Origin of the sequence: Halocatena salina (genome assembly GCF_023115355.1) — an archaeon.
In the GTDB taxonomy this organism is placed as follows: domain Archaea; phylum Halobacteriota; class Halobacteria; order Halobacteriales; family Haloarculaceae; genus Halocatena; species Halocatena salina.
In genome coordinates this window covers 2427553-2446654 of record NZ_CP096019.1, presented here as the reverse complement: position 1 = coordinate 2446654, position 19102 = coordinate 2427553, and the positions used below count along the sequence as shown (strand labels likewise).

23 protein-coding genes are annotated in these 19102 nt (G+C 59.5%); 17 read left to right on the top strand and 6 right to left on the bottom strand.

The annotated features are described in order from the left end of the window. Positions 1–2 precede the first annotated feature (2 nt). Genes MW046_RS12555 through MW046_RS12540 form a run of 4 tightly spaced genes read left to right on the top strand, consistent with a single transcriptional unit; the run spans position 3 to position 3311 of the window. Positions 3–290, top strand: a complete 288-nt coding sequence (locus tag MW046_RS12555) for a DUF7989 family protein (protein WP_247993447.1) — start codon at positions 3–5, stop codon at positions 288–290. Then, on the top strand, positions 287–1708 hold the full coding sequence (gene leuC, locus MW046_RS12550; protein WP_247993446.1) for a 3-isopropylmalate dehydratase large subunit: 1422 nt from the start codon (positions 287–289) through the stop codon (positions 1706–1708). Before MW046_RS12555 ends, leuC begins: the two co-directional genes overlap by 4 nt. After that, on the top strand, positions 1705–2337 hold the full coding sequence (gene leuD, locus MW046_RS12545) for a 3-isopropylmalate dehydratase small subunit (RefSeq protein ID WP_247993445.1): 633 nt from the start codon (positions 1705–1707) through the stop codon (positions 2335–2337). The genes leuC and leuD overlap by 4 nt, the downstream gene beginning before the upstream one ends. Continuing rightward, positions 2334–3311 (top strand): isocitrate/isopropylmalate family dehydrogenase, encoded by a 978-nt coding sequence (locus tag MW046_RS12540; protein WP_247993444.1) that lies wholly within the window; start codon positions 2334–2336, stop codon positions 3309–3311. Before leuD ends, MW046_RS12540 begins: the two co-directional genes overlap by 4 nt. A gap of 6 nt (positions 3312–3317) precedes the next feature. Here the strand turns inward: MW046_RS12540 and MW046_RS12535 are convergent, their stop codons facing one another. From MW046_RS12535 to MW046_RS19570, 4 genes are all read right to left on the bottom strand, one after another. Further along, on the bottom strand, positions 3318–3974 hold the full coding sequence (locus tag MW046_RS12535) for a DUF2238 domain-containing protein (RefSeq protein ID WP_247993443.1): 657 nt from the start codon (positions 3972–3974) through the stop codon (positions 3318–3320). Next, a complete protein-coding gene (locus MW046_RS12530) occupies positions 3971–4555 on the bottom strand; it encodes a hypothetical protein (protein WP_247993442.1) in 585 nt (194 codons plus the stop codon). The genes MW046_RS12535 and MW046_RS12530 overlap by 4 nt, the downstream gene beginning before the upstream one ends. A 92-nt stretch (positions 4556–4647) precedes the next feature. After that, complete coding sequence (locus tag MW046_RS12525; RefSeq protein ID WP_247993441.1) at positions 4648–4965, bottom strand: DUF7116 family protein; 318 nt, start codon at positions 4963–4965, stop codon at positions 4648–4650. 106 nt (positions 4966–5071) lie between these two features. Next, positions 5072–5404 (bottom strand): hypothetical protein, encoded by a 333-nt coding sequence (locus tag MW046_RS19570; RefSeq protein ID WP_368411411.1) that lies wholly within the window; start codon positions 5402–5404, stop codon positions 5072–5074. Here MW046_RS19570 and MW046_RS12520 point away from each other — a divergent pair. From MW046_RS12520 to dpsA, 7 genes are all read left to right on the top strand, one after another. Then, entirely contained in the window at positions 5403–5546 is a 144-nt protein-coding gene (locus tag MW046_RS12520) for a hypothetical protein (protein ID WP_247993440.1), read from the top strand. The genes MW046_RS19570 and MW046_RS12520 overlap by 2 nt on opposite strands. Before the next feature lie 175 nt (positions 5547–5721). Then, a complete protein-coding gene (gene bioB / locus MW046_RS12515; RefSeq protein ID WP_247993439.1) occupies positions 5722–6831 on the top strand; it encodes a biotin synthase BioB in 1110 nt (369 codons plus the stop codon). A 28-nt stretch (positions 6832–6859) separates the two neighbouring features. Next, positions 6860–7915 carry a (S)-8-amino-7-oxononanoate synthase BioU gene (gene bioU / locus MW046_RS12510; RefSeq protein WP_247993438.1) on the top strand — a complete coding sequence of 352 codons (1056 nt, stop codon included), beginning with the start codon at positions 6860–6862 and terminating at the stop codon, positions 7913–7915. A 14-nt stretch (positions 7916–7929) separates the two neighbouring features. Beyond that, positions 7930–9162: an aminotransferase class I/II-fold pyridoxal phosphate-dependent enzyme gene (locus tag MW046_RS12505; protein WP_247993437.1), complete on the top strand. Its 1233-nt coding sequence runs from the start codon at positions 7930–7932 to the stop codon at positions 9160–9162. Next, positions 9159–9833 carry a dethiobiotin synthase gene (gene bioD / locus MW046_RS12500; RefSeq protein WP_247993436.1) on the top strand — a complete coding sequence of 225 codons (675 nt, stop codon included), beginning with the start codon at positions 9159–9161 and terminating at the stop codon, positions 9831–9833. Before MW046_RS12505 ends, bioD begins: the two co-directional genes overlap by 4 nt. Before the next feature lie 98 nt (positions 9834–9931). Beyond that, positions 9932–10417: a hypothetical protein gene (locus MW046_RS12495; protein WP_247993435.1), complete on the top strand. Its 486-nt coding sequence runs from the start codon at positions 9932–9934 to the stop codon at positions 10415–10417. Between the two features lie 195 nt (positions 10418–10612). After that, complete coding sequence (gene dpsA, locus MW046_RS12490) at positions 10613–11161, top strand: DNA starvation/stationary phase protection protein DpsA (protein ID WP_247993434.1); 549 nt, start codon at positions 10613–10615, stop codon at positions 11159–11161. 116 nt (positions 11162–11277) lie between these two features. On the opposite strand, the gene MW046_RS12485 is transcribed toward dpsA, so the two are convergent. Then, on the bottom strand, positions 11278–11421 hold the full coding sequence (locus MW046_RS12485; RefSeq protein WP_247993433.1) for a hypothetical protein: 144 nt from the start codon (positions 11419–11421) through the stop codon (positions 11278–11280). Positions 11422–11466: 45 nt separating this feature from the next. Next, positions 11467–12099 (bottom strand): DUF7504 family protein, encoded by a 633-nt coding sequence (locus tag MW046_RS12480; protein ID WP_247993432.1) that lies wholly within the window; start codon positions 12097–12099, stop codon positions 11467–11469. Positions 12100–12201: 102 nt separating this feature from the next. Here MW046_RS12480 and MW046_RS12475 point away from each other — a divergent pair, with 102 nt between their 5' ends. The 6 genes from MW046_RS12475 to MW046_RS19445 all read left to right on the top strand — a co-directional run bounded on the left by MW046_RS12475 (position 12202) and on the right by MW046_RS19445 (position 19095). Then, positions 12202–12825, top strand: a complete 624-nt coding sequence (locus tag MW046_RS12475; RefSeq protein WP_247993431.1) for a DUF7547 family protein — start codon at positions 12202–12204, stop codon at positions 12823–12825. 153 nt (positions 12826–12978) lie between these two features. After that, positions 12979–14373, top strand: a complete 1395-nt coding sequence (locus MW046_RS12470) for an arylsulfotransferase family protein (protein WP_247993430.1) — start codon at positions 12979–12981, stop codon at positions 14371–14373. A gap of 94 nt (positions 14374–14467) precedes the next feature. Further along, entirely contained in the window at positions 14468–15442 is a 975-nt protein-coding gene (locus MW046_RS12465) for a TAXI family TRAP transporter solute-binding subunit (protein ID WP_247993429.1), read from the top strand. A gap of 20 nt (positions 15443–15462) precedes the next feature. Next, positions 15463–15978 (top strand): DUF1850 domain-containing protein, encoded by a 516-nt coding sequence (locus tag MW046_RS12460; protein WP_247993428.1) that lies wholly within the window; start codon positions 15463–15465, stop codon positions 15976–15978. A 15-nt stretch (positions 15979–15993) separates the two neighbouring features. Further along, complete coding sequence (locus tag MW046_RS12455; RefSeq protein WP_247993427.1) at positions 15994–18699, top strand: TRAP transporter permease; 2706 nt, start codon at positions 15994–15996, stop codon at positions 18697–18699. 264 nt (positions 18700–18963) lie between these two features. Further along, on the top strand, positions 18964–19095 hold the full coding sequence (locus MW046_RS19445; protein WP_282190212.1) for a DUF7503 family protein: 132 nt from the start codon (positions 18964–18966) through the stop codon (positions 19093–19095). Positions 19096–19102 lie beyond the last annotated feature (7 nt).

Genomic DNA, 19102 nt, shown 5'->3' with positions numbered 1-19102 from the left:
AAATGACACGAGAGACGTTAGGAGAGGTAGATCACACGAACCCGTTTACCGAAGAAGTGTTCGGAGCGGTGATGGTGTACCGGCGCGGGCCGGTCGTCGTCACAGACGGTGGAGCAACGGATGGAGACGAGCCGACAACGGACGATCACGACCACGGCTGTGGTCATGAACGCCAACCGTCCACCGAGGAAGCTGGCCCCCGACTCGGCGACATCGATCACACGCCGCCGTATGGAGCAGGGGTCGCCCGCGATCGAATCTACGAGCGTGGCCGGGGCGAGAACGCATGAGCCGCGGAACGCTGTACGATAAGGTGTGGGACCGACACACCGTCACGACGCTACCCAACGGGCAAGACCAGCTGTTCGTTGGACTGCATCTGATCCACGAGGTCACCAGCCCCCAAGCGTTCGGGATGTTACGCGAACGAGACATCGAGGTCGCTCGCCCGGATCTCACACACGCGACCGTCGACCATATCGTTCCGACGGCCGATCAGTCCCGGCCGCTGGGTGACGACGCGGCCGAGGAGATGATGAGCGAGTTGGAACAGAACACCCAGGCAGCGGGTATCGAACTTGACGACCCGACGAGCGGAAACCAAGGCATCGTCCACGTCATCGGACCCGAACAGGGATTGACTCAGCCTGGAATGACGATCGTCTGTGGTGACAGCCACACCTCCACACACGGCGCGTTCGGTGCGCTGGCCTTTGGCATCGGGACGAGCCAGATCCGTGACGTGCTCGCCACCCAGACCATCGCGATGGACAAACAGCAGGTCAGACAGATCCGCATCACTGGCGAGCTGGAAGCGCACGTCGGGGCCAAAGACGTCATTCTGACGATCATCCGCGAACTTGGCACCGACGGCGGCGTCGGGTATGTGTACGAATACGCCGGTGAGGCCATCGAATCCCTCGGAATGGAGGGCCGAATGAGCATCTGTAACATGTCGATCGAGGGGGGTGCCCGGGCGGGCTACGTCAACCCCGACGAGACCACCTACGAATGGCTTCGAGACACCGAAGCGTTCGCGAATGATCCCGAACGGTTCGAGGACCTACGACCGTACTGGGAGTCGATCAGAAGCGACGACGACGCCGAATACGACGACGTGGTCGAGATCGACGGCTCCGAGATCGAGCCATCCGTCACGTGGGGAACCACTCCCGGACAGGTCGTTGGTGTCACCGAACCGATCCCCGACCCGACCGAGCTTCCCGAGGCCAAACGAGAGACGGCCCGGCGCGCACAGGAGCATATGCGGGTCGAACCGGGTGAGACGATGAACGGCTACGAGATCGATGTCGCCTTCCTCGGTTCGTGTACGAACGCGCGGCTGAGCGATCTCCGGGCCGCAGCCAGCCTCCTCGAAGGAAGGACTGTACATCCGGATGTGCGGGCGATGGTCGTCCCCGGCAGCCAGCGCGTCAAAGCCGCTGCAGAAGCCGAAGGACTTGATGAGGTGTTCACCGATGCTGGCTTTGACTGGCGCGGTGCGGGCTGTTCGATGTGTCTCGGTATGAACGAGGATCAACTCGAAGGCGATGAGGCGTGTGCAAGCTCCTCGAACCGAAATTTCGTCGGACGGCAAGGGAGCAAAGACGGTCGCACCGTGCTGATGAGTCCCGTGATGGTCGTGGCCGCGGCCGTTACCGGCGAAGTGACCGACGTACGAACCCTGCCGGAGGTGACCGTCGCATGAGTGGGTCTTCCGACGCGGATTCGGTTCCATCGGTCGACAGCGTTTCCGGAACCGGTGTTCCGATCCGGGGCAACGACATCGACACCGATCAGATCATCCCCGCGCGGTTCATGAAGGTCGTCACCTTCGACGGACTAGGGGAGTTCGCGTTTTTCGATCAGCGGTTCGACGACGCGGACAACCAGAAAGACCACCCGTTCAACGAACGGCGATTTCAGGACGCGTCCGTGTTGGCCGTCAACGCGAACTTTGGCTGTGGCTCCTCTCGCGAGCACGCACCCCAAGCGCTCATGCGGTGGGGGATCGACGCCATCGTCGGCGAAAGCTTCGCGGAGATCTTCGCGGGGAACTGCCTCGCGTTGGGTATTCCGACCGTCACCGCCGACGAGGAGACGATCAGTGAGCTACAGACGACCGTCGAGAACCACCCGGACACCGAGCTGACCGTGAATGTCGAAACGGAGACAGTCTCTTATGAGACGGACGAGCAGTCCACGACCCTTGACGTAGCAGTCGACCCGGCCCAGCGGACCGCCTTGGTCGAGGGGATATGGGACACGACAGCACTGATGAAATCGAACGCACAGGCAATCGAAACGACGGCGGCCGACCTTCCATACGTCCAATGAGCGAAACGATCGCGGTGATTCCAGGCGACGGGATCGGACGGGAGGTGGTTCCGGCAGCGGTGCGTGTGCTCGACGCGCTCGATCTCGGGCTGTCGTTCGTGATGGGTGAGGCCGGTGACGACACGCTTTCGGACACGGGCGAGGCGCTTCCCGACCGTACGGTCGAGTTAGTCGAAGATAGCGACGCGACGTTGTTCGGCGCGGCCGGCGAGACGGCCGCAGACGTTATTTTGCCGCTCCGAGCAGCGGTCGACTCGTTCGCTAACGTCCGACCAGCCCGAGCGTATCCCGGTGTCGACGCCGTGAAACCCGAGACCGATCTCGTGTTCATCCGCGAAAACACTGAAGGCGTCTACTCCGGAATCGAAAGCGAGATCGCGCCGGGCATCACGACGCTCACCCGCGTCGTGACCGATGACGCTTCCCGACGGATCGCTCGCTTTGGCTTCGACTACGCCGTAGAACGCGACGATCCGGTGACGGTCGCTCACAAGGCAAACGTCATGCGCGCCACTGACGGGCAGTTCGTCGAGAGCGTCGCCGACGTCGCAGAGAAACGCGGCGCCGAGTATGAGACGGCGCTGATGGACGCGCTCGCCATGCAGCTCATCATGCACCCAGAAGAATACGGCGTGGTCGTCTGTCCGAACCTCGCAGGTGACATGCTGTCGGATCTCGCCGCCGGACTCGTTGGGGGGCTGGGACTGCTTCCGAGCGCAAACATTGGTGCGGAAAACGCGCTGTTCGAGCCGGTACACGGCAGCGCGCCCGACATCGCTGGCGAGGGGATCGCAAATCCGACCGCGACCGTTCTCAGCACGGCGATGATGCTCGAACACCTCGGCTACGACGACGCCGGGGCACAGGTCAGAACGGCTGTCGAGAAAACGCTCGAACAGGGACCTCACACCCCCGATCTCGGCGGGAGCGCTTCCACCGAAGACGTGGCGAGTGCGATTATCGAGCGGCTCTAAGCCCCCTCATCCACTCCGGTCATCGAACTGTTCGGCGAGGGCACCGACGACGCCGCTGAGATACGCCGTCCCCCAGAGGGCGACCACGATCGCACCGACGGCGTTGAACACGAGATCGAGCATCGTATCCTCGAGGCCGTACTGCGTGAGGATTGGCTCTCCACCGACGACACGAGCCGCTTCGCTGACTACGAATTCGAGAACTTCCCACAGCACGCCGAACGCGAGTACGAACAGAAGCAAGAACACGAACATGAATTTGGACGGGAGATGAATCTTGTCGGTGTGGAGATCGATCGCTCGAACGGTCGCGTACCCGGCGGCGGCGACGACCGACGCCGAAAGTGCGTGTGTGAGATGATCCCACCACCACACCGATCGGTAAAACGAGAGATCAGCGCCCGGAATCCCGACCGTTCCGAGCGCATGAAAGAACACCGCGACAGTGATCCACAACGTGAGCGTAGGGTCCATTGGGATGTCGTAATCGCGCTCCATGAGCGGTGGGAGTTGGGCAACGGCCAGCCCGATGAGGCTGTTGACGATGATGCCGGTGTTTCGGCGGTCGAGACCGATGAAGAACATCCCGACGAGACCGACCTGCATGACCCAGACGAGTCGCCGTTCGAGTCGGTCCCCGAGGTGGAGCGTGGGCCGGTTCATGCTTCACTCACCCACGAACCCTCCGTCTGGCGGAGCCGGCGAAAGTAGAGATCGAAAACGACGCCAGCGAACACTCCTGCGACCGTGGAGGCGACGAACTCGATCATCAACTCCCGTTCGGTGAGCGGGAACGTAATCCCCATGTACACGTCGCCACCCCACCGAACGACTGCCCAAGCACCCGACGCAGCCATCGTAGCGATGACGACAAAGAGGATGGCAAACGTATCGGTCATCGACACGGACGTAAACGCATCGAGTTCGACCGCGATGATCAGGGCAACCGTCGCAACCGAGAGATACGTCGCGACACGACCGGTTCCGGGGATCCCGAACGTTCGTGCCAACAAGGGAAGCGATGCGAGCACGAGCACCTCCCACGGAAGCATCGTCCACACCGAACGGCGCCGAACGGCCGGGATCACGCTGAGCACGGCGACGATCGCCGCAAACCCCGCCCACAAGGGATCCCGTCCGATGTTTACGACGGCAACACCACCGACGAATCCGACCAACAACCACGCGAGTACCGCGTTGATGTGCTTATGTTGAAGAATCCGATCCAGAACAGGAGTATTCATACTCTGATTACCATCGCCATCGATAAATGTGTACGCTTCATCATCTGGTAAAAAACGGTCGTTGAGCGACCGTGGTGGCCACGAACGAGCTGTCAGGCTGAAATTCCTTCGCTCGTTCTCGGGTGATGGATCCGATAACCTCCGGAGTCAGCGAGTTCCATCACCGCCCACTCATAATCGGGGGCACGGGCGAGCAACTCCTCACACAATGACGCCGCCCGATCTTCGGGGGCCACGAAACACCGAAGGTCACCCCGGTTAGGGGTATCATCGGGATCGGACGTCGTAACGTACACGACACGCCATTTCCGCTCAGCCCGGAGTTCGGTCCCAGCGGTGGACACGGTGTACCCCAGATCACTGAAAATCGACCGTGCTTCTTCCAGTAAGGGCGTGCTAATAATCCCCATCTGAGACAACATAGCACACTCTCCAATATAGCTGTACCGGCTAAGTTTATACACGATATAAAATAATTCTACGAATATGTACTACTAGTAATTAGCAAATGACCACTTAATCAATGCATTTAGTAGGTTGAGGAAGCCAGCACTGCAGTGTGTTTTGTCGAACTCCTTGGGGACCGCTGCAGCGCCTTTGAGCCTCGATCTGATCCGGTTCGGATCGTCGTGGGGATGCTCGTTCGCCACGAGTGGGCACGTTCTGTAGTTGGTGTAATAGACGGCGATCGTTTCGCGGAATCGGATCTACACCCAAGCTCAGATTCGCCGCGTCACAGCGTATCTCGGTGCTGTACACCATTGTCCCGACCCCCGTCCCGAACGAGACAGTATCGTTCGGCGAAAACCCCCGACAGTCGACGACCTCTGTAGCCGGAGCGGTTCCAATGACGACGGTCTCGTTCCGGTCGTTGGCCGGGATGATTTCTGCGACGGGCGTTCCGTGGTACCCACCGCACGGCGCACCGGCACCGCATCGATCGGAGCAAGCCGATGAATCACCTCACACCGCGCGGAACAGTTCCGGATAACGATGAACTGTTCGGTACTCGTTGTCGCCGTTACTGTCGTTCCAGTGGCTCAATACGAAATGTGCCTTAACTTATATTTTAATAATTTATTAATATATGATAGTAATGTGTTTTTCTACACTATTTCTGTCCCATGATCACAAACGTTTATAATCTGTTAACCAGTTGTGTCTATGTGGTTAACGAGACTGGTAACCAGACAGTCGACGGCGCTGTGGCGCGCGTACTCGATGGTGAGAGCCTCGACCGGACGGACGGACTCGCGTTGCTCGCCCAGCCAGTCGGGGTGCTGGCAGCGGGGGCTGATCTCGTTCGGTCGCGGTTCAGTGACGGAACTGTCGATGCGTGTAGCATCGTGAACGCCAAAGCAGGGAACTGTGCGGAGGACTGTGGATTCTGTGCCCAATCAGTGCACTTCGACACCGGAATCGACACGTATGGATTTCTCGATCCCGAAGAGATCCTCTCGGCGGCCAAACGCGCCGAACGAGACGGTGCACAGCGGTTCGGTATCGTCGTCGCGGAAAAAGGTGTGAGCAAGGAACGCCGGCCCGAGGAGTGGGAGCAGGTCATCCGGTCGATCCGGTTGGTTCGTGAGGAAACGAGCGTCGAAGTCGATGCGAGCCTCGGCATCCTCACTCGTGAAGAAGCCGACATCCTTGCCGAGGAGGGGCTCAACCATTACAACCACAACATCGAGACCTCTCCACGATATTTCCCGGAGATCATCACTACCCACACCTTCGAGGATCGGGTAAAGACGCTCCGAGTCGCAAAGGAGGCGGGAATGGACCTGTGTGCCGGGGTCATTCTGGGGATGGGCGAAACGCCGACCGATCGGGTTGAGGCCGCCATCGCACTACAGGACGTTGGAGTGTCGTCACTCCCGGTGAACGTTCTCAATCCAGTAGCCGGAACACCGCTCGGTGAGCGTGAGTCCGCACTGATCTCGACGACCGAGCTGATCAAAACGATCGCAGTGTATCGGTTCCTCCATCCCCACGCTCGGGTGCGACTCACCGGTGGTCGAGAGGTGAACCTCGCCCCGGACGAGCAACACCTTCCGTTCGAGGCGGGCGCGGACGGGGTTCTCTCGGGGGATTATCTCACGACAGAGGGTCAATCTCCGGGCGAGGACATCCGGATCATCGAGCGGGCAGGGTTAGAACCCAACCGATCTGTCAACGACTTCGACCCGGCAGCGGTGAAAGACCAGAGCGACAGCTCTCCACGCATCGAGACCGCCGCCGGGACGGCGACCAGCACCGCACAACAGGACGACTGACACGAGAAAACACGACGTTACAATCATGATGGACGACATTACAGTTGCGGTACTCGGAACGGGTGGTATCGGACGACGGGCGCTCGAACTGTCGACTCATAAAGAATGGCTCACGCCGGTTGCGGCGTGTGATCGTCACGGGATCGCGGTCGATCACGAAGGTCTGGACGTGACGGAGCTTCTCGACGCGACGGAGGGCAACATCGCTAGCAGGAACGAGCAGCCAGACGATCCGGCAACCGACGGTGGGATTGCGATCAAACGGAGCGGGGAAGGCGAGGGCGTCGCTGCCTCGATCCAAGGAGACCACACGACAACACCGATCGACGACGTGATCGCAGAAAGTGAACTCATCGACGCGGTGCTCATGGCGTTGCCGAACCTCGAACACGATTTCATTCCGCGTGTCACCGATCAGTTCGTCGACGCTGGGTATGACGGTGTGTTGATCGACGTGCTAAAACGGTCGCGCGTGATCGGGATGCTCGACGAACGGGAGGATCGATTAGTCGATTCGGGGATTACGTTCGTCTGTGGTGCGGGCGCGACGCCCGGATTTCTCACCGGTGGAGCAGCGCTCGCTGCCCAGTCGTTCGTTGACGTGGAGTCAGTCGACATCCGGTGGGGCGTGGGACTCAAATCCGGCTACGAGGACAACCGGGGGACGGTCAGGGAGGACATCGCCCACCTCGATGAGTACGACATCGAAACCGCTAGAGAGATGACCGACGAGGAGATCGAGGCGGTGATCGACGACCACGACGGGATGCTTGAGTTCACCGACATGGAACACGCTGACGACGTGTTGCTCGAACGGGCGGGGATCTGCGATTCGGATGACGTTTCTGTCGGCGGGGTCCTCGACGTTCGCAACGATGCAAAGCCCACGACAACGACCGTGAAAGTGACTGGAACGACGTTTGACGGCGAGCGCGCGACCAACACGTTCCAACTCGGTGATGCGACAAGCATGGAAGCGAACGTGAACGGGCCGGCAATCGGCTACCTGAAAACGGGCGTTCGGATGAACCGAAACGGCGTCTACGGCGTGTTCGGTCCGGCAGAGCTACTGCCGGGATTCTAACTGATGGCCAATCCATGACCAACAACCGGGAGAAACGCTCTCGTCTCGCCGATCGCACCGACCGGGGGTTCGATCTCGAAGCACGGATAGACGGCCGCAAGGAGCGGGGACTTCGACGAGATCTCACCCCGGTCGAATCGGTGAGTGAACGAAGTCGATACGCCGAGGATCCCGGTGCCGATCAACCGGTGTTCGGAAAACGGACGGAGATGATGGTGTTTGCGTCGAACAACTATCTCGGACTAGCCACCGACGAACGCGTCCAACGCGCCGCCAGCTCCGTCGCCGATTCGATCGGAACGGGAGCGGGAGCAAGCCGGCTTGTCACCGGCGATACGCCCGTCCACCGCGCGCTCGAACGGGATCTGGCCGAATCGAAAGGGACCGAACGGGCGCTTGTCTTCTCCTCGGGGTATGCGGCGAACGTCGGCACTATCACGGCGCTCGATCCGGACGTGGTGTTTTCGGACGCGTACAACCACGCGAGCATCGTCGATGGCTGTCGCTTATCCGACGCGGAGATCGTCGTCTACGACCACTGTGACGCCACCGCGCTGGCTGACGCGATGGCCGATCGTGCCCCTGATAGTGATGAATCGTGGCTCGTCGTCACCGATTCGGTGTTCAGCATGGACGGCGACGTCGCTCCACTGGGAGCAGTGTGTAACGTTGCAGAACGGTACGGCGCGTGGGTGATGGTCGACGAAGCCCACGCGACCGGCGTGTTCGAAGATGGTGGCGGGATCGTCCAACGCGAGGGACTCACCGGCAGGGTGCACGTTCAGCTCGGAACACTCTCGAAAGCGCTGGCTGCACAGGGTGGGTTCGTCGCTGCCAGCGGGCCGGTGATCGAACACCTCTCGAACACCGCGCGTTCGTTCGTCTTTTCGACCGGCCTGTCACCGCCCGCCGCGGCCGCGGCACGAACGGCGCTTTCGATCGCCAGAAACGGTTCCCGGCGCACACAGCTGTGGGACAACGTCGAACGGCTCCGTACCGGATTGGAATCGCTCGGCTTCGATGTGTTAGGAACAACACACATCGTCCCAGTGTTGATCGGGAACCGGACCGAGGCGATGGAACTCGCCACCCACCTCGAAGAAGCGGGCATCATCGCGCCTGCCATCCGTCCGCCCACGGTGCCCGACGGGACGAGCCGGATTCGATTGGCACCGATGGCAACCCACACCGAACGCGATGTCGAACAGTGCGTAGCGGCGTTCGAACGAGCGGAGGAAAAACGATGAGGATCGCCGTCGTCGGCACCGGTACAGGCGTCGGAAAGACCATCGTTACTGCCGGCTTGGTGGGTGCACTCCGTGAGCACGGATGCGACGCTCGGGCTGTAAAACCTGCTCAAACGGGCTTTCCCCCTGACGACGATGCGAACGTCATCGCCACGGTCTGTGACGATCCCGATGCCGCCGTCTGTCTCAGATATCTCACGGAACCACTGGCTCCCGCCGTGGCGGCCGAGCGCGAAGGCACCGATCTCTCCTATCAATCGATTCGTGAGGAGACGGTCGCCGCGTTCGAGGACGTCGCTGTCGGCGTTCTCGAAGGGATCGGGGGATTGCGTGTACCACTCACCGACGACCGGGAGGTCGTTGATCTCGTCGCCGATCTCGACTGTTCTGCGGTACTCGTCGCGCGCTCGGGACTTGGCACACTCAATCACACCGCGCTGACGATCGAAGCGCTACAACAGCGCAACGTTCCGGTGCTGGCGGTCGTGCTGAACGAGTACGAGGGCACCACCATCGCGGAACGATCGAATCCGGAGGCGCTGGAATCGATGATCGACGCGCCCGTGCTGACGATGCCATCGGTCGAACGGGACAACCTCATCGACACGGCGAGCGAACGGTTGCTTCCGAACCTCGATCCGCTCGCTGCTCGTGGGGCGCTCGGCCCGTAGCTGCGTTGTCCGTGATCCGCCGGATCGATTCCACAGTAGATCAAACAATCATCTGTTATTTCCGAACACCTTTGTAGAACAGTGACACAGAGTACACCATGAACCGACGCGCGCTTCTCAAAATCATCGGTGGAAGCGCCACGTTCGGACTGGCTGGTTGTATCACTCGACGGAGCAGTAGGGGATCCGAGCAGAACGATTCGGGATCTGACACGGGAGATACCGACACAGCAACTGACGCCGACAGCCCGACTCTCACGAACCGCTCGTTCGATGTGGTCTCCACCGAATGTGGCGCGGGGACAAACGAGAGCAGCGCGTCGTTCGAGACAGCCCGCATCCGCGTTTCTGGAACTATCACCGGGTCGGATTCGTGTTACACGGCAAAGCTGAAACGCGTGGTGAATGAGACGGGGATGCTCACCGTTTCGATACAGTCCTACAAACGCGAGAGCGACAGCCCTTGTTCGATGTGCCTAACGGACATCAAATACGACGCCGTCTTCGAATTCGAAAACGAACCCCCACAGCAGGTCGTCGTCTTACACGACGACACCGAAGTCCTGAACGAATCACGCGAGTAGCCTCTCGGTTCCACTGCTGTGCGATCGATCTCCTCTCGACCGACGAACGAGACCGTGTTATCGCTCTCCCTATCGACGTGAGTTTTCGATGTGTGTGTTACTGGTCGCACTTGTGAAACTGTAGTTTTGGTTAGCCGAAGATTATTTCCTGTCTCACGAAGATTTAAGTGATAGGCGCGAGTACTGCCGAGTGAGATGAGCACACAAGAAGGGCGGATCCGACAGGAAGCGGGAACAGTGACCGAGAACGATCTCCGAATCGATACCGACCGTTCCGAACAGATCATCGATGCACTGAATACGGACCTTGCGAACGCCTACGTCCTGTACCACCAGCTGAAAAAGCATCACTGGGACGCCGAAGGCGCTGAGTTTCGGGACCTCCACCTGTTCCTCGAAGAGGCCTACGAGACGGTGGAGCGAGGAGCCGACGAGATCGCAGAACGCGCCCAGGCGCTCGGTGGCGTGCCGGTCGCTGGCCCGACCACCCAAGCAGAACGGGCCACGGTCTCGTTCGAGGGCGAAGACGTGTACGACCTCCGGCTTTCGCTTGCGAACGACCTCGAGATGTACGGCGACATCATCGAGTCGCTTCGAGATCACATCGAACTTGCGGACAACCTCGGCGATTACGCGACCGGGGAACTGCTGCGAGACATCCTCGTAGAGGTCGAAGAAGACGCTCACCACATCGAACACTACCTCGAGGACGATACGCTGGTCCTCGACGAAGCAACCCACTGACCACTCTCCCCGGTCAGTTCCGTCCGAACCTCGTGACAGCAGTAGCCGCTCCGCTTGTTTTACGGTTTTTTGAGAAAGCTGAGGCTAGGACAGACGGCCGATTCAGAAGTACCGAACTATCGTTCGAGATCGACGGCCAGATCCGTTGCGATCCACGCGTCGTGATTGCCGGATTCGACGAACACCGTTTTCTCGGGCGCAGTCGCGTGTGCGGTAACGATCGCCTCGGCGGATTCCACTGCGGTTTCGGACGTAGCCATTACCGGTGATTAGGCGTGCCTAAATCCAAAAGGGTTTTGGTTAGCCTAGATCCTGAGCCAGCCGGTTTGGATGTCGTCATCGAGGAGGTGCCACCGGTGATTGCCGTCTCGGAGTTCGATGTGTACGTCGAACCAGTCGAGGAGTTCCGAGACGATCGGCTGTTCGGGATCGACGGGAAGATGGAAATGGGCCATACCGTTCGTTTCGTAGATGCGGTCGGTCGTGCTATCGATGAACCGGGTGAGAGCTTCGGATCTGTGGATATCGAGGAGTGGACAAAGCGAGTCGACACAGAGCCGAAGTTCTCCGGAAGACAGTCCGTCAGCATCGTCCTCAAACTCATCGACCGTCTCAGAGACCTCGCGCGCCAACTCGAAGAGATTCACCGGTGAAGGAGAGCACGTTTGGACCGCGCTGCTCCGCGTGGTGTGACGTCGGTCGATGAACCGGTACTGCCGCGGATCGGCCAGTTTCGGACAGCGGGTTTCGATGCCTTCGGTGTCGGTCGCCACGACGATCCGCCACCGGCGTTCTGTTTTGATATCGCCCAGCAACTGCTGGGAGAGGCGGAGATGGGAGCCATCACGGACCGGGCCAGTAATGAGCAAGCTACATCCCTGTCGTTTGAGCGCAGCGAGCGAGCGAGCAAAGGCTCTGGTTGTATTTTCCCCATCCATCCCAATATTGCATAGTATTATCTGTATATATTATAAAGCTTCTGGCAATCTCAACCACCGAATCCCCGACACGTGTTTCACGTCGGAGCCCGGAGTGACAGTATGGACAGACAGGACGAGGATCTCGAAGAACTGCTCGTAGAGCTTTCGACGACGCTCTCGGAGCTACAGGACACCCTCGCCGACGAGCATCAACCCCAATCCCGTCGTCTCCCATCGCCCGGTCGGTTTCTCCGGTTCACCGAAGAGCACACGATCCCGACGCTCATTTCCCTGTTGGAGACGCACATCCGCGCGCTCGAACTCCTCCAAGGGCTGCTCGGGTTGGTCAACGGTCGGGAACAACGGGAAGCGTCTCAACAAAGGGGGGACCGACGCGTTCAGGAGACCGGCCGTCGAACACTCGACGCACTCGACGGCGCCTTGTCGGATCTTCAGGGAGCGCTCCACGGAGAGCCATCGAACGAGGACGCACGGGCGCTTTTGAACGACGCTCGAACACTCAGCGAGGAGATCGATGAACGGCTCACGAACCCGACCGAAACCACTGAAAAAAACGGCACTGAGAAAACCACCGACGATTCGGCTTCGGCGGACGGTGCGATCAGAATCGACGTGAACGAACCCGACACCGATCCAGATTCCGAGGAGGAGATAAGCGTCGACGAGGAGTTAGACACGATAAAACGAGAACTCGACGACGACGAGGACGACGATACCGACTGACCTCACCTGACGGTTGCGTCTGGTACGGACCTCTCGCATCGTCCGGGCACTGTCTTCAGCCCAGCATAATTCACAAAATCCTAATATCTTGCTCGGGAATCGAAACTCGATGGTTTCCCAGACACCGTGGCGACATTCGGGAGTGACTGTACTGTGATCGATCGTTGGCATCCATCACGCCGGGATATCCGATCGGCGCTCTCTCGCAACCGGCTCCGTGCCGTGTTCGTCGTCACACTCCTTTTTTCGACTGCCGTACTCGCTACTGCAGCCTCAAGCGGTGTTTCGACCGCCTCTAAAGAGGCTACACCGAACGCACCGCCGACTGACAACCACACGGTCGTTACCGAGTCGGGGCGGCAAGGGACGATCACCGCCTACGCTCCTAACGGTGAGATCGTATACTACAACAACACTCACACGAAGTACTTCGACGCAGATCCCGTCGCGGAGAATCCGATGGTCGTCGAATACACCGCAACGGATACGATCCACACCGAAGGACCAACGTGCAGTAATCCCCCGTGTGCGAAAAACGTCCTCGAGCGTGTCAACCTCAAGACCGGCGAGGTCGACGTGTTGTATGAACGCTACGACCACCAGGAAACCGCCGGTGAATGGCACGATGCGGATCGGATCAACGAAACACACGTTTTGATCGCCGACATCATTGACGATCAGGTGTTCATCGTTGACACCGAAACGGAAATCGTCGAGTGGCTGTGGGACGCCCAAAGCGACTATCCCGTCGAGGGTGGTGGGCCGTACCCTCACGATTGGGCACACCTCAACGACGTCGAGTACATCGAAGAGGGGACGAACGCGGGACGGGTCATGGTTAGCCTCCGGAACCAAGACCAAGTCGCGTTCATCGATCCCGAGAAGGGACTTATGGAGAACTGGACCCTTGGTGCTGAGGACGACTACGATGTCATGTTCGAACAGCACAACCCCGATTACATTCCCGAATCGAGGGGCGGTCCGGCCGTCGTCGTCGCCGATTCGGAGAACGGACGGATTCAAGAGTTCCAGCGCGAAGACGGCAACTGGACTCAGAGTTGGGAGTGGTCCGACAGACGAATGCAGTGGCCACGAGACGCCGACCGCCTGCCAAACGGTAACACACTCGTCACCGACACCCACGGAAACCGGGTGATGGAGATCGCACCGAACGGAGAGATCGTGTGGCAAGTCGAGTCGACACTGCCCTACGAGGCCGAACGGCTCGAAACGGGTGCCGAAAGCGCGGGGGGAGAGAGCGCAGCAACCCTCGGTTTCGAGTCTCGAACGGCCGACGCCGCTGAAAGTGACGGCGGGGGGTCCAGCCTCCTCGATACGGTCACCGATACCATCCAGTCGAACGTGCCCCACCGGATCACCAACGCGATCTATTTCGTCAGCCCGGTGTGGATGGGTGCTCGCGAGTTCGCTGCCGTCACACTCGGACTCCTCGTGGCACTCACGTGGTTCACGCTCGAAACCAAGTGGCAGCTTCAAAACAGGGGATTCGGATTCCAGCTTCCTCTCTACCGCCATAAAGAGGAGTAGCAGAATCGACAGCGACAGATCCACTCCGGCGACCGCGTACCTAGTTGAGCAAAAGTAGATCAGATATATAGTGATTCAATATATTGTTATAGTAATGTCGTACGAACGACGACGATTCATCGAAATTGCTGGAACTTTCGCGCTCTTTGGGATCGCTGGCTGCCTCGAAGACGAAGCAGGTTCCGGGCCAACCCCAGAGACAGAATCCAAGGAAAACGGCGAGCCGCTCTCCTGGCATGCGGGCGGGACCGCCGGAACGTACTACCCGCTGTCGGGCGACTTCAAGTCGATCGTCGACGCGGAAACGCCCTACTCACTTCAGGTCCAGTCGACGGGCGCCAGTGTCGAGAACGTCGGGAGCCTCCACAGCGAGGACGCCAATTTCGCACTGATCCAAAACGACATCGCGCACTTCGCGCACAACGGAACCGGTCTCGAGGAGTTTCAAGGCCAGTCGATGGAGAACATCCGCGGGGTTGCAACGCTGTACCCAGAAACGATCCACGTCATCAGCCAAGCAGGCTCGGGTCTCGAACGGATTCAAGATCTATCGGGAAAATCGGTCAACACCGGTGATCTCGGCAGCGGAACACAAGTCAACGCGTTGCAGATCCTTGAGACGGCGGGCGTCAAGGAGTTTGACGAGCAGAACACCGACTTCGAGACGGCGGCTAACCAGATTCGCGACGGTGATGTCGACGCCGCGTTCGTCGTCGGGGGTTGGCCCGTCGGTGCTGTCGAGGAGCTCGCAACGACTGAGGACATCGGTCTCGTCGAAATTTCGGGAGGGCTTCGGGAGAACCTCATGAACGAGGCCGAGTGGTTCGCCGAGGACACTGTTCCGGGGGGCACGTACGACGGAATCGAGGAGGACGTTGAGACGGTGTCAGTTCAGGCGATGATCGCCACCCATGAGGCGATGGACGAGGGAACTGTCGAGGCGGTCACGACCGCCATCTTCGACAACCTCGATCAGGTCACTCACAAACAGGAATTCATCAGCGTCGACACCGCCCAGGACGGGATGCCGATCCCGGTCCACCCCGGCGCAGAAGCCTACTTCAACTAATAATCGTCACTACACCATCCATGGATCGGCTGAACAAACATCACATTCCCGTCATCGTTTTCGCTGTGTTGGTAGCAACAGCCGTTGGGGCCTCGTTCGCATCGGCCGAGACGACGCTGGTCGTCGCCGACGCTGATTCCGGTGAGCATCTCCTCGAAGTGCCCGTCAACGATGGCGACGAAGTGGTTCTTTCGTACACACACAGCGTCGAGAAAACTCCTGTTCAGGACGTGTACGTCGTCAACGGGACCGACTTACAGATGGATAAAATGGTGTTTCACTCCTACGGCGCGGGCTTACCGGCGACCGAGCCGGTTGAGCAAACCGACGACGGCTTCGTCGTTCAGGCCAACGAGTCCTACGAGAAGCTCCCGGTCGTGCCCGGTTCGATCGCGGACCACACCCTGATCGTCGGCGACGAGCAGTACGATCTGGTTGAACTGTCGGAGGGATCGATCATTATCTCGCTCACCGACCGATCCATCGGTGATACGCTACCGTTAAATAGTTCGGTCGTACCAGAACATGACATATAATAATCGTTTTCGACTATGAGTGTCGACACATCCAAAGCGGACGATATTTCCGACGAAGAGCAAGAAGAGATCCTCCAGGAGATCGAACATCGCCGCACGCTTCGCGGGGTGGCCCTGGTAGTCATCACACTGATCGCCATTGCGTTTTCCGCGTTCCAGATGTGGATCGCGGCCCGTGGGTACCGATTCGGCGTGGCGTTTCCCTTCGTTGGGGAGTTTCAGATCGCCTCGCTCCAACAACTGCAGGTCAACGCGATTCACGTCACGTTCGCGTTGGTACTCGGGTTTTTGCTCTTTCCCTCGAGTCAAGGCGATGGCTTCGTTTCCCGCCGACTCGGTACGGTAGCACCCGCTGTCAGCGACCAGTTCGGGGCAGACCATCCCCTCGCGCAGCTCACCGATCGGCTGGCTCGTGGCGTTCGTTGGGCAGCCGTCGATTCCTCGTTAACACGTATCACCCCGATCGACATCCTGTTGGCGGTGCTTTCGCTGCTCCCTGCCCACTACATCGTTACCGAGTTCGATGAAATTCGCCGCCTTCCAATTTTCGGCATCCACGCCGCCCGGCCGATTCAGGAGGTCTATCCCGTCTTGGAGCCGATCGTAACGACAGTAGCGGCCGTCGGTCTCCCACTCGATGAAATATCGTACGCGTATCTACTCGGGATACTGGGCATCCTGTTGGTGCTTGAGGCGACCAGACGGGCGCTCGGTGCCTTGCTCATGACACTCGTCGGGCTGTTCATCGTCTACGCCCGCTGGGGCTATCACATCCCGCGTGATTCGGTCCTCGGGGCGCTGTCGATCCCGGTCGAGAGTTGGGGTGACATCGTGTACAACCTCTGGTACACGACCGAGGCAGGCGTGTTTAGCACTCCCGTCTCCGTCAGCGTCAGATTTATCTACATCTTCATCCTCTTCGGTGCCTTCCTCGAAATGAGCGGCGCTGGGAAGTGGTTCATCGACTTGGCGTACTCGCTGACCGGAACCAGAAAGGGCGGTCCCGCCAAGGCCAGCGTCGTCTCTAGTGGGTTCATGGGGATGCTCTCGGGGTCGTCGATCGCCAACACGGTAACGACGGGTGCGTTCACGATCCCGCTGATGAAGCGCTCGGGCTACTCGCCGGAGTTTTCGGGCGCGGTCGAGTCCTCCTCGTCTTCGGGCGGACAGGTGCTACCTCCCGTAATGGGCGCGGCCGCGTTTCTCATCGTGGAGTTCACTGGAACGCCGTACCCGGACGTGATCGTCGCTGCAACGCTGCCAGCTCTAGCGTTCTTCTTTGGGATGTGGGTGATGGTCCACTTCGAGGCTGGAAACGGCGACATCGGTGGTCTTTCACGCGTCGACCTGCCCGATCCCCGCAAACATTTCAGGCAAGGCTGGTTCTACCTACTTCCGCTCGTCCTCCTGCTGTATTTCCTGATCGTCGCCCGATTCTCGATCAACCGGGCTGGCTGGTACACGATCGTGGCCGTGATCGCGCTGATTTCGCTGCTGGCCGCCTACGAGGAGCGTACGCGGCTGCCCCTGGTTGGCGGGATCGTGGGGCTTGCGCTCGCGCAGTGTGTGGCGTACACGGTCTATGGGACCGGACTCCTCACCGCCGGTGAGATCCTCCTCGGAATCGCCGACCCGCCGGGCGGACTGTCTTTCAGTGCTGGAGCGTACGCCGCAGTGTCGGATCTCGGAACGATCACGATTCTCGTGAGTGTACTCGTTCTGCTGGTCTGGCCACAGCGGGACGCACCGTTACTCGAGTTGGACGAACAGGTCGACGCGACGGCACAGGCGAGTGCCGAGCAGATCGGTCGGCCATCGCTCGCAGACACGACGCTGTATCGCTTTGGGACGTTCATCTTCCGATCGATGGAATCGGGGGCCCGGACCGCGACGACCGTCGTCATCGCCGTCGCTGCAGCAGGGGTCATCCCGGGGGTTATCAGCGTCTCCGGGCTCGGACCGAACCTGAATGCGCTCATCCTGACCGTCAGTGGCGAGTCGTTTTTGTTGTTGCTGTTGCTTTCAGGGATCGCAGCCATCATCTTTGGGATGGGAATGCCGACGACCGTCATGTACATCATCCTGATTGCGATGCTCGGCCCGACCCTAGAGGCGTTCGGAATTCCGGCTCTCGGGGCACACCTCTATATCCTGTATTTCGGACTGATGGCCGATGTAACGCCACCGGTCGCCGTCGCTGCATTCGCCGGGGCGGGTGTCGCAAAAGCCGATGAGTTCGCAACGGCGACGAAGGCGTTCTTACTCTCGCTGAACAAGATCCTCGTCCCGTTCGCGTTCGTTTTCTCGCCCGGCATCCTCCTGTTGCGCCAGACAGACAACGGAGCCCGAGTTCTGACGGCATCGGACGTTACGTCACTAAGCTACTTCGTTCCCGAAGTGGTGATACCGATTCTCGGAATGTTCCTCGGGGTGTACGCGTTGGGTGTGACGATCATTGGCCACCAGTACGCGTCCATCGATCGCTTCGAACGGGTGGCGTACGCCATCGCGTCGATCCTGCTGATGGTGCCGGATCTGTCCTTGCTCGTGGCTGATGAGCTGCTCGGTCTGTTCGGACTCCCCGGTCCCGTGACAGCGTTCTACATGACTGGTGGACTCCGATTGGTCGGATTGATCATGCTCGCACTGCTGTCGTTTCGCAACCGCTCGCGGGTGCCCGACGAAGAACCAAAGAACACACCCGCACCGGGCGACGCTTGATTTCCTAAAAAATACAGACGCTGATCGGCGTATCCGTTCCGAAACACGCGGGCCGGCGTAGGGATCGTATTTATCAGTGGGCAGTTACTAATCATCGCCGCCGTCGGATAGGATAGCGTCTGTTCATTATTGTGGTACTGACGAATCCGGTCGATCGATGGTGTCGGCCGCGGCGCCAACGGCACGCGCTATTCTCATCCGACATCTTTTTATTTAAAACAATTAGATAAATATTTTTTCAAGTAGTGAGTTTATAGAATTGCAATGTTCGTAGACACAATCGCGGCGCGCGTGGCAAAGCATCCAAAATTAATGTCTGCACTGTTGACGGTCCTGTTAGTACTCTCACAGAGTGGCGTCGTGATCGCTCGGGAGGCCACCTACCCCGGGCCGTGAACCACTT